9 protein-coding genes, 1 tRNA gene, 1 other RNA gene and 1 pseudogene are annotated in these 14,274 nt (G+C 42.9%); 5 read left to right on the top strand and 7 right to left on the bottom strand.

Annotated features, from left to right (window positions below; genetic code table 11):
- Window positions 1-846 precede the first annotated feature (846 nt).
- A tRNA-Ser gene (locus EQO05_RS14930) sits at window positions 847-931 on the bottom strand.
- A gap of 137 nt (window positions 932-1,068) precedes the next feature.
- Window positions 1,069-1,383: signal recognition particle sRNA (gene ffs, locus EQO05_RS14935), an RNA gene on the bottom strand.
- 308 nt (window positions 1,384-1,691) lie between these two features.
- On the opposite strand from ffs, the gene EQO05_RS14940 reads away from it, so the two are divergent.
- Window positions 1,692-3,317, top strand: a complete 1,626-nt coding sequence (locus EQO05_RS14940; RefSeq protein WP_128507873.1) for a methylamine methyltransferase corrinoid protein reductive activase — start codon at window positions 1,692-1,694, stop codon at window positions 3,315-3,317.
- Window positions 3,318-3,501: 184 nt separating this feature from the next.
- On the opposite strand, the gene purB is transcribed toward EQO05_RS14940, so the two are convergent.
- Window positions 3,502-4,848 carry an adenylosuccinate lyase gene (gene purB / locus EQO05_RS14945; RefSeq protein ID WP_128507888.1) on the bottom strand — a complete coding sequence of 449 codons (1,347 nt, stop codon included), beginning with the start codon at window positions 4,846-4,848 and terminating at the stop codon, window positions 3,502-3,504.
- 445 nt (window positions 4,849-5,293) lie between these two features.
- Here purB and EQO05_RS14950 point away from each other — a divergent pair, with 445 nt between their 5' ends.
- From EQO05_RS14950 to EQO05_RS14960, 3 genes are all read left to right on the top strand, one after another.
- The gene (locus tag EQO05_RS14950) at window positions 5,294-5,443 is read left to right on the top strand and encodes a 50S ribosomal protein L40e (protein ID WP_128507875.1); all 150 of its coding nucleotides are present in this window, start codon (window positions 5,294-5,296) and stop codon (window positions 5,441-5,443) included.
- 6 nt (window positions 5,444-5,449) lie between these two features.
- Window positions 5,450-6,193, top strand: coding sequence for a geranylgeranylglyceryl/heptaprenylglyceryl phosphate synthase (locus EQO05_RS14955; RefSeq protein WP_128507877.1), 744 nt, complete (start codon window positions 5,450-5,452; stop codon window positions 6,191-6,193).
- A gap of 484 nt (window positions 6,194-6,677) precedes the next feature.
- Entirely contained in the window at window positions 6,678-8,432 is a 1,755-nt protein-coding gene (locus EQO05_RS14960; protein WP_128507879.1) for an ABC transporter ATP-binding protein, read from the top strand.
- 196 nt (window positions 8,433-8,628) lie between these two features.
- Here the strand turns inward: EQO05_RS14960 and EQO05_RS14965 are convergent, their stop codons facing one another.
- The 3 genes from EQO05_RS14965 to EQO05_RS14975 form a co-directional block, all read right to left on the bottom strand.
- On the bottom strand, window positions 8,629-9,360 hold the full coding sequence (locus EQO05_RS14965; protein ID WP_128507881.1) for a flavodoxin family protein: 732 nt from the start codon (window positions 9,358-9,360) through the stop codon (window positions 8,629-8,631).
- Between the two features lie 89 nt (window positions 9,361-9,449).
- Window positions 9,450-10,115, bottom strand: coding sequence for a flavin reductase family protein (locus EQO05_RS14970; RefSeq protein ID WP_128507882.1), 666 nt, complete (start codon window positions 10,113-10,115; stop codon window positions 9,450-9,452).
- A gap of 297 nt (window positions 10,116-10,412) precedes the next feature.
- Window positions 10,413-11,630 (bottom strand): ABC transporter permease, encoded by a 1,218-nt coding sequence (locus EQO05_RS14975; protein ID WP_128507884.1) that lies wholly within the window; start codon window positions 11,628-11,630, stop codon window positions 10,413-10,415.
- A 439-nt stretch (window positions 11,631-12,069) separates the two neighbouring features.
- Between EQO05_RS14975 and EQO05_RS14980 the strand changes: the two genes are divergently transcribed.
- The gene (locus EQO05_RS14980) at window positions 12,070-13,413 is read left to right on the top strand and encodes an ATP-binding protein (protein WP_128507886.1); all 1,344 of its coding nucleotides are present in this window, start codon (window positions 12,070-12,072) and stop codon (window positions 13,411-13,413) included.
- A 171-nt stretch (window positions 13,414-13,584) separates the two neighbouring features.
- Here EQO05_RS14980 and EQO05_RS14985 read toward each other — a convergent pair.
- A pseudogene (locus EQO05_RS14985) lies at window positions 13,585-14,274 on the bottom strand (COG1361 S-layer family protein); the annotation flags it as partial.

Below are 14,274 nucleotides of genomic sequence, written 5' to 3' on the forward strand. Positions count from 1 at the left end.
GCATATGAACTCGTAAATCCAGTTGCGTCAATTGCTGTAATAGAAGCATTTTCTCCGTGTGAATAAAATAGTTTTAGAGTTTTTGACAAAATTAGGTTAAACAATGAGGAAGGGATCCTGGATACAAACTTTTGAAGAGTAGTGTAATGAGGAACCTTATAAGATCAAGTTTTTCTTTTTTATTACTCATAAGGTCAATAAGTTCTACAAAATCATGGTAGTCTGTACTTATATACTCCTTCAGTAAAACAAGAACAAGAAGCTGATGTTTAGTATAGACGCGTTTAGAATATTTACAGGAGTAAAGGTTCAGTCTGCAAGACTGAACCGTTTTAAGACTGAGATCGATAAATTTAATATACTTATTTGATGACAATAACAATTGCTCCTTCGTTTTTTGTGGGGACAAAAAATAAGGAGCATTTTTACAATTTTATTTTTATATATTTTTGGGTAAAAATAGAACTTAGAGGATTTCTACAGAGCCGTTTATTGCTTTTTTATTGTTTTTCTAATTTCCGTTGTATCCCTGGTACTGTTTACACCAACACACGTTGAGTCAGAAATGTCAGTTGAGACTGAAACACTCGTCCAGGAATTGCAAGTAGGTGGCTTAGTTATGAAATTTGAAGAGGGAATTACTGAACCCGAAGTTAAAACTATTCCCGGAAACTGCAACTTGATTATGAGCTCATCCTAAAACTAAGGATTTGAGAAGCAAATCCTATATCCCGAATTATCTATCGGGTTCTCGATCTTGAAAATGATTGCCAAAATTGTTAATGAGTGAAAATTAAATGGCTTTTGGGATAAGCTCCATGTGAATAAAACCTTGAAAAAAGAAAACGACGAGAGGGGGACTCGAACCCCCGGGATGCGGAGCATCACGGGATTAGCAATCCCGCGCCATACCGGGCTTGGCTATCTCGTCACAAAGGACTTTAAGAAGCGCGTCCCCTTAAACGCAGTTCATGTATTTAATCTTTTCCAGGGGAAAAGGTTTCATGCAGACTATTTACAAGAGATATAACATTTGTGCTATAAAACTAAATTACCTTGTGTGTGAAGTGATGAGCACGCCTCAGGTTGCTGCATCTTGGAGACCACAGTAGGCTGGACCCTCTCCTCCACCCCGCAGCCCCGCAAGCGACAGTTGCCCACGGTGAGTCTGCTCCCTTCCGGGCCTCGACCGGTTTCCGCAGTTAGGGTATGAAGACCTGCTCTCCAGCAAACCCGCATACCTGCACCATCCAAGCAGGACGGGGCTTCTCCGTTGAGGTTCCAGGCTGGAATCCCTTCGACGCATCTCCCTTTGGCTTCGTCCCCCGCGTATCGGCGATTTCGGGTTACAGGTAACGCCGGGCTACCCGGACTAGCTCATCAGCTATACAAAGTCACTTGTGATATATAAAGATATGCCATTTATATTTCTCCCGATATCTGTTTTATAGTTATGGGATTGGAATGTCCAATCTATCTTTAAAAAACAAAAAAGGAAGGGAACTATTTTTTCAAAAAAATCGGAAACAGCCGCAAAGTGAAATTCGGGGGATCTTAAAATATAAGAGAAAGAATAAATCCCCTTATTTATTTATATGTTATTTTTCAAAATAATATATAAAATAAAACTCAAACGGCTTGTATAGCAAATTAAAATACCCGGCAAAATAGGGAGATAAAGGGGGAGTTCTATGAGATACGGAGTTGCAATTGACCTTGGAACAAGCGGGTATCGAGCTCAGAAAATCGATCTGGATACAGAAGAGATCCGAAGAACAGTGATAACTTTGAGGAACCCTCTTCCCGGAGCGAACGTGATGGATCACATGGACTTCGGAATTCATTACGGGCAGGAGCTTGCACACGGGCTTTCCATAAATGCGGTGAAGATCCTGTTCCAGACTCTTGATGTGAAGAGCGAAGAACTTGAAAGGCTTTCAATCTGTGGGAATCCAATCCAGCTATCCATATTTCAGGGGATAAACATTGAAGACCTGGCTTATGCGGGAGAACGTAAGAAACAGAAATACAATATACAGGAGCAGGACAGGAGCGCAAGAATAATACATAGCAGCGAAATCTCCGGGCTTGATGAATATGATTGTGAAGTTGTAGTCCCTCCTGCGATAAAGCACGAAGTAGGAGCCGATGCCCTTGCCCTGATAGTAAAATCCGGAATGCTTGATAGTGATGAAATTTCAATTGCAACGGACTACGGCACAAATGCAGAAATGGCCCTTAAAGTGAAAGATATAATTTATACAGGGTCTGCAGCTGCCGGCCCGGCTCTTGAAGGGCAGCAGATAAAGCATGGAAAACTTGCTTCTCCGTATTCTATCTCGGACATCGAATTCGAGGATGGAGCGTTAAGGAATTATGTCCTGAGCGAAGAAATGAAATCTGTCCCCGGAGATCTTGTCGATCCGGCAACCGGAGAAATCCTTGATCAGGGCCAGATCAAAGCTAAAGGAATTACAGGTACCGGAGTTATAGCCCTGATAGAGAAAGGGATGGGAAGCGGCCTTATACAGCTCCCAAAAATTAAGACCCCGGACGGGCTCATTCATTTGCAAAACCGGATAGACTTTTCAGAGAAAGACCTCGCAGAAGCCGGAAAAGCCATAGGTGCCATTCGTGCAGGGCATATTACGCTCTGTTCGGCTGCAGGCATTGAAATGACAGATATCGACATGGCTTATATGGCAGGCGCTGCCGGCACCTATATGGATGCGGCAAAAGCCCAGAAAGTGGGGTTAATCCCGTACTCGACAGCAAAAATCTGCCAGCTTGGAAATACTTCACTCGCAGTGGCCCGCGAAATCTTGCTTTCGGAAGAGAGATTATGGGAACTTCAGGAGATTGCAAGTCAGATAATAGGTACACACATAATGTTTGCTACCGCCCCGGAATTTCGTGATACTTATGTTCTCGAGCTTGCATACTGGGAAGAGGGTATGCCTTTTAAAATGTTTAAGAAATATCTCAAAAAGAAGGAACTTCCCGCGCTCGGCGACCCCATAGAAAATCCCAGTATCGAGAAGCGTGTTGAGAGAGATATTCCGGTTCTTGGGGAAGAAGGGCTTCATGTACTTGAGAGGGTCGGAACCTACATGACTATGGTTGTTGATTGCCCAGAGTGCAAAAAATGTATTAAAGTCTGTCCGACTGGTGCCATATCAATTGACGAAGAAAACAGGGTGATGATAAGTACCGACCTGTGTGAAGGAGCCCATTGCCAGAAGTGCATACGAGCCTGCCCCCCGGAAAAATTTAGCTGGAAGAATCTCGAGGTTTTTGAACAGCAGTTGCAGGAATAAAAAGAGTGCTTAAGATCTCCGGTCAGGCGGCTTCGGAAAATTGAACGAATAAATAGAGAAGCCGCTTGCAGCGTCCCTGTTTTAGCAAAAACTGTTATTAAAGTATAACCTTCTGCTTGATCCTCTGGTAAAAAAAATTAAAAAATAAAAATTAGAAAGAAAAAGAATAGAAGGAATAAAAAAGTTAGAGAGAATAAACCTCACGGAGCTTTGTAACAAGTACTTCAACCTGCTCCACTGCAGTCCCTATGTATTTATCGGGATTTACAAGATTTTCAATATCCATGGCAGTTAGATATCTTGCAACCTCAGGTGTTTCCAGAAGCACATTTTTGAAGTGCTGTCCAGTATCATGGGCTTTCATTGCCGCAGTCCGCACAAGCTCGTGGGCTTCCTGCCTGCCTACTCCTCTCTTTGCAAGCTCTATCATTACAGCCTCACCCATATTGAGGCCCCTGAGCAGTTCCAGATTCCTCCGGATATTTTCAGGATAAAACCTGAGGTTTTCAATCACGCTTATCCCGAGCTTGAGGATGTGGTCCGTAAGTACGCAGGCTTCAGGGAAAACTATCCTCTCGGAAGAAGAGTTGGTCAGATCCCTTTCATCCCATAAGGTATTGTTAAGAAGTTCGGGCTCGACCATAGCCCTTACAATCCTTGCAAGCCCGCATATCTGCTCGGACTTAATAGGATTGCGTTTATGAGGCATGGTAGATGAGCCTACCTGCTTTTTACCAAAACTTTCTTCGATCTCGGCAATCTCACTGCGCTGAAGAGTCCTGATTTCTATGCCGATCTTATCCAGGGTCGTTACCGTATTTGCCATCCACATTACAAATTCGGCATGCCTATCCCGCTGAATTATCTGGTTGGAGACGTCCACAGCCCCGATACCAAGGTGCTGCATGGAAAGTTTCTGAATGAGAATTCCGGCCTTTCCAAAGGCAGCCTGGGTTCCAACTGCTCCGGTCATCTGGCCTACAGTCGCTCTCGGAGCGAGTTGATTGAGACGATCCAGATGCCTTGAAATTTCCGATGCCCAGATGGCAAAACGCAGTCCGTATGTTGTTGGAACTCCGATCTGTCCATGAGTTCTTCCGCAACAGACTGTCTGCTTGTGGGCCTCGGCCTGGTTAACCAGAATCCTGAGCAGAACTTTGAGCTTATCTTCCATAATATCGATTGCATCCTTGATCTGGAGAGCTGTTGCCGTATCCAGGATGTCGTTTGAGGTGGCTCCGAAATGTACCCATTTTCCTGCGTCATCTCTGCACTGTTCGGAAATCGCAACGACCACAGCCATCATGTCATGGTGGATCTCGGCTTCAATTTCGTCAACCCTCTCGGCTTTTACAGAAGAGATACTCTGAGATATGATTTCAGCCGCTTCTGCGGGGATCAAACCCATATCCGCCTCGGCGCGGGCAAGGGCAGCTTCGGTCTGCAGGATCTTGGCAAGTCTGTTCTCCTGGCTCCATACATATTTCATTTCTGCTGTACCATACCGGTAGTCTATAGGATGAATCGCCACATCAATCACCATTCGTAAGATAAGGAATTAATTAATCCTGAGGGAATTAAATTAATAGGTAGTTATATTTCGAATTTGACAGTCTCAGATTAAACTAAATATTTTTGCTTATGATTGATTACTTTAGTTTAAATCAAGAATTTAGCTTTAATTGAGTCTCAGTAATTCAATTTCAATGTTAACTTTATTACAGTCCAGTGTTGACTATAATTACAGCTTCAGTCCTGGCTTAAACATACAGGCAGGGAATAAACAACGTAACCAATAAATAAACTTTGAGTCGGCAAAGCAGGAAAAATGGCGAGTATGCTAAAAGTAAAAGAAAAAAGGGTTGCAAACTCAATAAAATGCGGGCTTTTTTAATGAAAAACGTTATATCCCTTAACATCCATTAAGCGGGCTATATACCTTATCAATATTGAAAAATAATAGCAGGTGACAAAAAATGGCTCGTTTTCCAGAAGCAGAAGAAAGATTATTAAATAAGAAGATTTGCATGAAGTGCAATGCCAGAAATGCAGTAAGAGCAACCCGCTGCAGAAAATGCGGCTACAGCGCTCTTCGGGTTAAGTCCAAGGAATCCAAGGGAGCATGATCTTTTTTGCAGGTGGAAGCACACCTCCAGAAAATCATTGATCAGGAAGGAAAAGTTCATCTTACTCTTATCGATCCCGCTTCCCAGACGCCTGAACGAGCCGCTGAAATCGCCCTTGCAGCAGTTAAGGGAGGCACCGATGCCATTATGATAGGGGGCTCAACAGGAGCATCGGGTACCCTGCTTGATGAAACCGTCATAAAGATAAAAGAAAAGGTAGATGTTCCGACCATCCTTTTCCCTGGAAGTTCAGCCGGGCTCAGCAGATATGCAGACGCCGTATTTTTCATGAGCCTTCTGAACTCAAGAGACATAGGGTATCTGATCACAAACCAGGTGCTTGGAGCTCCGCTTGTATACAAAAGCCAGATCGAGCCCATCTCCATGGCATATATTATTGTCGAACCCGGAGGAACGGTTGGCTGGGTAGGAGACGCAAAACTTATTCCCAGGAAGAAGCCTGAAATTGCCGCGGTATATGCCCTTGCAGGAAAATATCTTGGCATGCATTACACCTACCTTGAAGCAGGTTCCGGAGCCGATACGCCTGTCAGTCCTGAGATGATAGGAGCTGTCAAGCAGGTGCTCGGGAAGAATAAACTCATAGTTGGCGGCGGGATCAGAGATCCGAAAACAGCAGAACTCTGTGCTTCTGCAGGTGCGGATATGATAGTTACCGGCACCGTTGTTGAAGAAGTAAAGGATGTAACTGCAAAAGTGGCTGAACTCGTATCAGCTATAAAAAGATGAAGCCTGAAAAGAGAGATTCAGGATGTGCTGCCTGCTTTTAAAAAAACTTATTTAACTTCATTAAAAATATATATTTTTTAGAAAACTCTTTCCGGAGCGGAAGCTTTCTTTAACGGCTTAACAGGAATGAAAGTCCGATTATTTGGTAGTAGATCCACTAAAACCAAAAAAGGTTAAAAAACATTTAATAAGACTTTAAAGCCGGAAAGACCTTCTTTCAGCTGTAAGTTTGATATATGAGCCCTGAAAGATTTTGAGTATTCGAAATAGATTTTTATACTGTAGGGGCTTGAATTACAGCAGCCGATTGTAATAAATAGTTATAAGGTAATATTTGACTCCTATTTTAATATAAGTTATACTGACGCAAAAGGATTCGAAGAATGCAGCAAAAAGAGACAAATTACGGCATCTTACTGGTAAAATTCCATAATAATAGTTCGGGTCCGGCGTATACTTGCGATTTACACTAAGAGGTATGATTATGCTCAGAGTTTCCAACCTGGTTAAAGATTATGAGGTACGTTCCGAAAAGATAAGAGTGCTGGACAATATCGACCTCACGGTGGAGGATGGAGAAATTCTCGGGATTACAGGTCGAAGCGGAAGCGGGAAATCAACACTGCTGCGCATCATCCGGGGAGTGGAGCCCTTTCAGCAGGGGACCGTGGAAGTCGATGGAGAAATTATAACTCCGGATTCAGGGATTGAAGGAGAAAAATTTTTAAAAAGCGTAAGCGCAATACACCTCCAGCGGAATTTCGGGCTCTGGAACGGGCCTGCGATTGAAAATATTATAAGAAAGCTAAACTACCTTCGAGCAGGGCATGAAGCCCTCCCCCAGATTGAACATCTTCCGCACAATATGACCAATGATTACGATGAGCTCTTTGAAGAAGCAATGGAGTACATGAAACTCGTAGGCCTGGAACATAAAGCCCTCCATTCTACCAATCTTCTGAGCGGGGGAGAGAAGCAGAGGGTCTTAATGGCAAGGCAGCTTGCTGCAAAGCCAAAGCTCCTTCTGCTCGATGAGCCCGTTACAATGACCGGGCCGGACACGAAGCAGGAAGTCCTTGATGTAATAAAAAGCCTCAAAAAGAAATTGAATATCCCGATTATAGTAGTCTCGCATCTCCCGGAAATTCATGCATATCTTGCTGACAGGGTGATCTTTCTTGAGGACGGGAAAATTGTAGCCGATGGAAAACCTTCCTGGGTGCTTAAAAATTTCCTCAGGGATATGAAACCGAGGGAAGAACTTGCAGAGCCTGAGAATAGAGAGGTCTGCATCAAAGTTAGGGAACTCTCAAAACGCTACGCTCTTATCCGGATGGGGGAAGTCCTTAATATAAAAGACTTTTCTCTTGATGTTTACAGGGGGGAAATTCTTGCTCTCATCGGCTCCTCGGGAGCTGGAAAAACAACTCTTATGAAACTTATGGAAGGGCTCATCAAGTCGAAAGGAGGGACTGTAGAGTACCTCTGCAACGGGGAATGGGTAGATGTCACCGAGTATAGCGAGAAGCGTATGGAACTCCGGCGGATTATGAGCATCATGAATCAGGAGTTTTCCATGTCCGTTAACTCTACGGTCAGGGACCAGATCAGATTCAGACTAAGCATGAAAAAACTGGGTTCAATCGAATATGCAAGGAATAAAGCCAGGGAGATGGGACTTTCGGACGAGACCCTTGATACAATATACCGCCTGCCTGATATGCCCGAAGAGGAAAAAGTAAATGCACTGGGGGAGTTACATCTGAGCGATACCATTTATTCCGAACTCTTCCCGGCAATCCCGGTAACTGATGTCGATGCATATGCAAGGCCAGTCTTTGAAGCCCTTGACCTGCCAATTGAGGTTCTTGACAAAACACCCTACCAGATCAGCGGAGGCGAGCATGTCCGTGCTTTCATTGCCTTGAGCCTTGCAACATCTCCCGAGTTTCTCATGCTTGACGAGCCCTTCGGAGACCTTGATCCTGTAACCCTCAGGGACGTCACAAACTCCTTAAAAAGAATCAATGAACGCTTTGGCACGACTATCGTGCTTGTGAGTCACCATATGGATTTTGTCCGGGAAGTTGCTCACAGAGCTATACTGATTGAAAACGGAGCCCTTGCAATCGACGGAAAGCCGGCTGATGTCTGCCAGGAACTCATCAACAGGAGCAATGCCCCTTACATGGAACACAGCCTGCAAGACCTTGTGGAAGGCAGTTCTGAGACTAATTAAAGAGTGCCAAGTGGTTCCGTAGGAAACTGCATCGGTTAATAAGAGGCAACTAAATGATTTCAGGAGGAAAAAAAGTTCTTTTTCCTCCTCTTCAGTTAACAACAGGAAGGCTCGGGTTTATCCGATCGGTTCCTTTCTTTATTTGTTTCGGGAATTATACCGCTTGAAACGTTTTTATGCTTTTTTGCAATCTTTCTCAATGGGGCTTATTTTCCTCGCATAGCCGATCCCATTCTTCATTCCCGAACTTTATGTACAGGCTTGAAGGCACAATAGGTTTTTCGAGCTCCCTGATTGTTTTTTCCGAGAGCTTCTGATTTTCAACAAGTTCTTTTCCTGCAGCTCTGAGCAATTTCCTGTACTTCCCCAGGAGCGGTTTTAGCATGATATTGCTTTTGCCCCTGAAAATTTCCCCTTCTCCTCTGTAAATCTCGGCAACGAGTTCAGTGTGGAGGGTCCTTGCAAGCCTCCTGAAAAAAAGGCTTGTAACCTCAAAATTTATCTGACCGGGCAGGCCTGCGTTTGAGATCACAGCAATTCTCGGAAACTTTTCATAGCGTTTTGCGTGCCTGTACTCACCCATTTCGTCCTCCTCAAAATGAGGCAAAAGAACAGGAGCAAGCCTATCTACGAAGTTTTTCATAACAGCCGGAACATTATCGAAATAAATCGGACATGCGAATACTGCAATATCCGAAGCCATAAATTCTGGAAGCAAGTCATCCATATCATCCCGGATCGTACATATTCCAGGAGTTTTGAGCCAGCACTCAAATTTTCCTCTGCAGTATCCAATGTTTTTTTCAATCAGGAAAATGTTTTCAGTTTCTGCTCCGGCTTCTTCTGCTCCTTTCAGGAATTCTTCAACCATGATCAGAGTGTTTCCTTCCCCACCCTTATGACTCCCGCTGAATACTGTTATTTTCACTTCATAGTCCCCCTTTCCCCGTAAAATAAAGAACTTCTAAGCTGAAAAAAGAATCCGAATGTCTTTCAGGTAAAAGGTCAATTCTAAAGTTATTTGTTTTTGTTGACTTCCCTAAGACTACACCTGCATTGAGATTTATTTTCCTTCAGTTCATTGTTTTCAGCTCTTTTTTCGTTATTGCCCTCACCGAACTTCTTCCCGGCAGACCAGGCCTTGCCAAGATGCTCTCCTATTCCCCAGTAATTGTTATCATACATTGAAAAGACTATAGGCTCGATCTTTTCGATGTCAGGAATCTCATTGCAGAGATACCGTTCCTCTGCATAACTCTCAATAATCTCTCCTATAAATATCTCGCTTGCGCCTCCGAGATCCAGGGTATCTATAAGCTTGCACTCAAGGTTTACAGGACATTCCCGGATCATTGGAGCCTTTTCGAGTCTTCCGTAGAAGGTTTCGAAAATTTCGGATTTGTCGGTTTTCTTTCCGGAAACTATACCGCAGTAGTCCGTAACTTCAACCATATGCCTCGAGGGAATATTTACACTGAAGCACTGGTTTTCTCTTATCCCCTCATTTGTATAGTGCATTTTCCCCAGGGTTACCGCGATCATAGGAGGACTTGCCTGTACGATTCCGCAAAAAGCGACTGTCAGGTAATTCGGTTTTCCGCTTACATGAGCCCCTACGAGGGTAGTGGGCATAGGATAAAGAAAGTTCCTGGCTCCAATTGCCCTTTTCTCTCCAGTTTCCATATTCAGTCCTCCTTAAAGCTGCGCAGGTCAATCCTGATTTCGGCTTAAGTTATATAGAGGTCTTCCGGCAAAACACAACAGAAGTTATATTTTTAAAGTTATTCTCAGGATACATCATTAGTATTCCGGTTTTTACCAATATATAAATTAGGTTATAATTATTCAGGGGAGAAATACTCAGAGAAATTCGTATACAGAAATGTGATAAGAGGAAAAGAGCCCTATATGGGGTCACTCAGAGATAAAATCGGATTAAGATAAGACCGAAGAAAGGTAAGATCTAAGAAGAAATCCTTTTTATTCATACCTCAAGGCATCTACAGGGACTAGTTTTGCTGCCTTACTTGCTGGATAGACTCCTGCGGCAACTCCAACGATGACAGCAACGAGAACCCCTATTTCAAAGATATAATAAGGATACAGGAAGGGGAGTTCAAGAGCCATTGTAACAACATAGGTTCCTCCTATCCCAACCCCCAGTCCTAGAAGCCCTCCAAAAAGACTGATAATAATAGATTCGATAACGAACAGCATAAGGATATCATTACTTGAAAAGCCAAGTGCCCTCATGATTCCTATTTCTCGTGTGCGTTCCGTTACCGTAACAAGCATAATATTCATTATTCCTATTGAGCCAACCAGCAGGGAAATCAGGGCAACGGCGACAAGGAAGTTCCTCAGGGCATCAGCTAGCCGGTTTGTTTGCTCAAGTATATCCGCCTGGTTGAGAATCCGGTAGGGTTTTGCATCCTCATCATCAAGGTCTCTTGAAGAGACCCCAAAATTCCGGGCAAGCCGCTTATCCATCTCATCCGAGACCTGTTCCAGATTATCCGGGCTGTCAGACATTGCGAAAAAATATCCATAATCATCTTCTTCGAGTAACTGGTTAATTGTGGAAACCGGAATGAAAATTGATACATCCCGGTCAATACTGCCGCCTCCGACAACTGCGACATCGGACCTTTTAATAATACCTTTTACCTTGAAGCTTTTTGTTACGGTCCTATCGCCCTCAAGGCGGAAAGTTATATCGATAGTGCTGCGGGTTGAAATATTCCTGTTGAATTTTTCGTTAGCGACTTCATACCCTATTGCCGCAGAAAAGGTATCCTGATCACTTACGAAACTACCTTCTTCCATGCTGATATTTGCCGTATCCTGGTAGTCTGCCGTCACCCCGGCAATCTCAATATTTTTAGTTTCTGAGAAATAAGTGACTTCACCGGATTGTTGTTTTACAGGAGAGACTCTACTGATTCCAGCAGTTTGTTTTATAATTTCCAGTTCGTTAGTGTAAAAAATATTAGGTTCCTGGCTATATACGATGATAAAATTGGAACCCTGAGCATTGATTTCTTCTTCAAAAAGAACCTTGAAACTTCCCCCAAGCGAGATATTTGCAACCACTGCGGCAATTCCTATGATAATTCCAAGCGTTGTCAGGGCTGAACGGAGTTTCGCACTTCTTATGCTCCCGAGAGAGATTTTGATAGCTTGCGTTATACTTAACATAGAACCCTCCAATCCCTACTCCTGACGCCGTAATTATGTTTCAAACTCCATTAAGCAGAGCTTTTCAATTATCAGATACGTGAGTATAGACAGACTACGTCTGTGAATAGTGTAAAAATAACTAATGTCCCGTATAGTTCCCAAAACTCAAGTAAATATTAGTCATCAAATATATAATAAATTACTTTTAAAAGAACAGTATGAACCAGGATATTTCTTATATATGCTAGTAATATACATAGGAAAAATGAGAAGTATGTGCAAATGTTATAAGTCTGAAAAGAGAATTATATTGCCCTTAATTTTTAAACGGTTTAATACACAAAGTTGCCTGAATTAGTTAATATTGAAGTTTATACTTCTTAGTGTCTGTCTCATACCCCATTAAGCCCTGTTGCATAATATAGAAACGCACTTAAAATACGGAGGGGGAAAGATTTTGAGAAAAAATAATGTTGGAAGCCCCGGATTTTTTTCAGACGCTCCGCAGAGACACCAGATCTCTGCTGTATATAAGGATGCCGAAGAATTGACAGAACTACTTGTTACCTATTTTAAGGAAGGAATTGAAGGGGGAGAATATTGCTTATGGATTTCCCCCGATAAGCTGACGGCTGATGAGGCAAAATGTGAACTTAAAAAGGAAGGATTGGATGTCGAGCACTATCTCGAATCCTCTCAATTGGAAATTCTACCTGTTAATCCGTTCCCGGAAAATCTTACTTCTCTTGCGCCAGTAGTAAGAGAACTTGCAGAGAAGGGATATAGGAAAACCCTTTCGGGAGGATTCTCAGGATTTAGAACAAACTTTGATTTTAAAAATGCCGGGGATTTCCTTAATTCCTGCCTTGAGACATGTGAAGAGACTATCGAGACTGTAGTTTTCGAAAATAATAAAAGATTCACACTGCTCTGTACCCTCCCTCTTGAAGAACTTTCAGGTAAAGCATTGCTTGGACTGATGGAAGAAAATGACGTATTTGCAAAGAGAAAAGGAGAATGGAAGCTTTTGAGAAATCTGGAAGGGAAAATAGAGCTGGAAAATATTTTTCTCAAAGCAGAAAAGGATATTGAAGCCGCAAACCGGACCAAGAACGGGTTAATAATAAATATGAGCCATGAACTTAGGACTCCACTGAACTCTGTTATAGGTTTCTCCGATCTGCTGCTGGAGGGGGCTTTCGGATCCCTGAATACAAGGCAGTCAAAGTATGTAAATAATATCCTTATAAGCGGGAAAAACCTTCTGGAGATTGTCAACAATCTGCTCGATATCTCAAGGCTTGAAGCCGGTGAAAGAAACCTTAATTATGAAGATGTAGATATTGCCAGCCTTATAGGAGAGGTGAGGATGAGTCTTCTCTCACTTGCTTCAAACAAGAAGATTACTGTAGAAGTAAAGGTTGATGCCTCCCTTGAAAATGTCCGGGCTGACAGGACAAAGTTGAGACAAACCCTGTATAATCTGATGAACAATGCTATAAAATTTACTCCTCAAAAAGGAAGGGTCACTGTAAACGCTAGCAAGAAAGCAGGAATGCTGGAGATTAAGGTTTCAGATAGCGGGATAGGATTGTCAAAAAAGGATCATGAAAGAATATTTATGCCTTTCATTCAAGCCGATTCTTCCACAGCCAGAGGATATGGTGGAGCCGGTCTCGGACTATATATTGCTAAAAACTTCATAGATCTTCATGGAGGAAAGATATGGGTTGAGTCCGAGGTTGAAAAAGGCAGTATATTTATCATTACACTTCCTATGGATCATAAAGGGGAAATTTGAAAATAGAAGCTAAACTAAGATTGACATTAGTTTTATACATTTCATCCAGATATAATTTTAAAGGAAGGGCACAATTTGGCCAGGTCCCTACCCTTTTAAGAGACCTGCCCGAGTTACGCTGCCTTCAAACCTTTTGAAGATTGGTTCCAGGAATCTTTATCCCGGAAATACTCATTTTTTACCCTGTTTCCTCTTTCTGTAAATTAGCATACCTGCAACGGCAATGACAGCGAGTAGTAAGCCCTGGATAACCAGGCTTGAACTGCCTCCATTGGTTTCTTCAATGGACTGGATGTACAGGTTGCTTACTATATTTTCGTGTTTATTTATCCCGTTGCTGTAACTTGCTGAAAGTGTCAGGTTCACAGGCTCGGAGGTATCCTTTCGGGCGTCTGATGAATTGTCTGCTACCGCATCGAATTCAATAGTAAAGAGTTCATCTGGATTCATTGGCCCTACAAAATATTCTGCAGGGTAGAATCTCACACCTTCGGCTTCTGGTTTTATGCTTACCGAATTGAATTCGTTAGGGTGGGTATTTGCCACATCGAACTCAAGGGTAGATTCACCATTTACTATCTGGAGCTCTTTTGAAGGAATCACTCTTATATTCGAGGAATCGACCTTGAGAGGGATATTCTTTCTGCTATTGTAATCAAAGGAGTTGCCCTCGATTGCAAGTTCAAGGTTGTGAGTTTCTTCTGCAGCCTCCTCTGCAACCTTAACATTGAAGGTCAGCCTGATGCTGTCTCCAGGCCCCAGAAGACCCATTTCTTCGTAGGGGGCGTCAAGCACAACTATTCCGTCAGATAAAGGTCTTAAGACCGCAGCCTGGATTCGGGCATTGGTATCAAAGTCACT

Origin of the sequence: Methanosarcina sp. MSH10X1, from assembly GCF_004099695.1 — an archaeon.
GTDB lineage: Archaea > Halobacteriota > Methanosarcinia > Methanosarcinales > Methanosarcinaceae > Methanosarcina.

What these genes read in the sequence shown, in the direction of transcription:
- EQO05_RS14940 (WP_128507873.1), top strand. Translation starts at nt 1,692, where the DNA reads ATGAGATACGGAGTTGCAATTGACCTTGGAACAAGCGGGTATCGAGCT.
- EQO05_RS14950 (WP_128507875.1), top strand. Translation starts at nt 5,294, where the DNA reads ATGGCTCGTTTTCCAGAAGCAGAAGAAAGATTATTAAATAAGAAGATT.
- EQO05_RS14960 (WP_128507879.1), top strand. Translation starts at nt 6,678, where the DNA reads ATGCTCAGAGTTTCCAACCTGGTTAAAGATTATGAGGTACGTTCCGAA.
- EQO05_RS14970 (WP_128507882.1), bottom strand. Translation starts at nt 10,115, where the DNA reads ATGGAAACTGGAGAGAAAAGGGCAATTGGAGCCAGGAACTTTCTTTAT.
- EQO05_RS14975 (WP_128507884.1), bottom strand. Translation starts at nt 11,630, where the DNA reads ATGTTAAGTATAACGCAAGCTATCAAAATCTCTCTCGGGAGCATAAGA.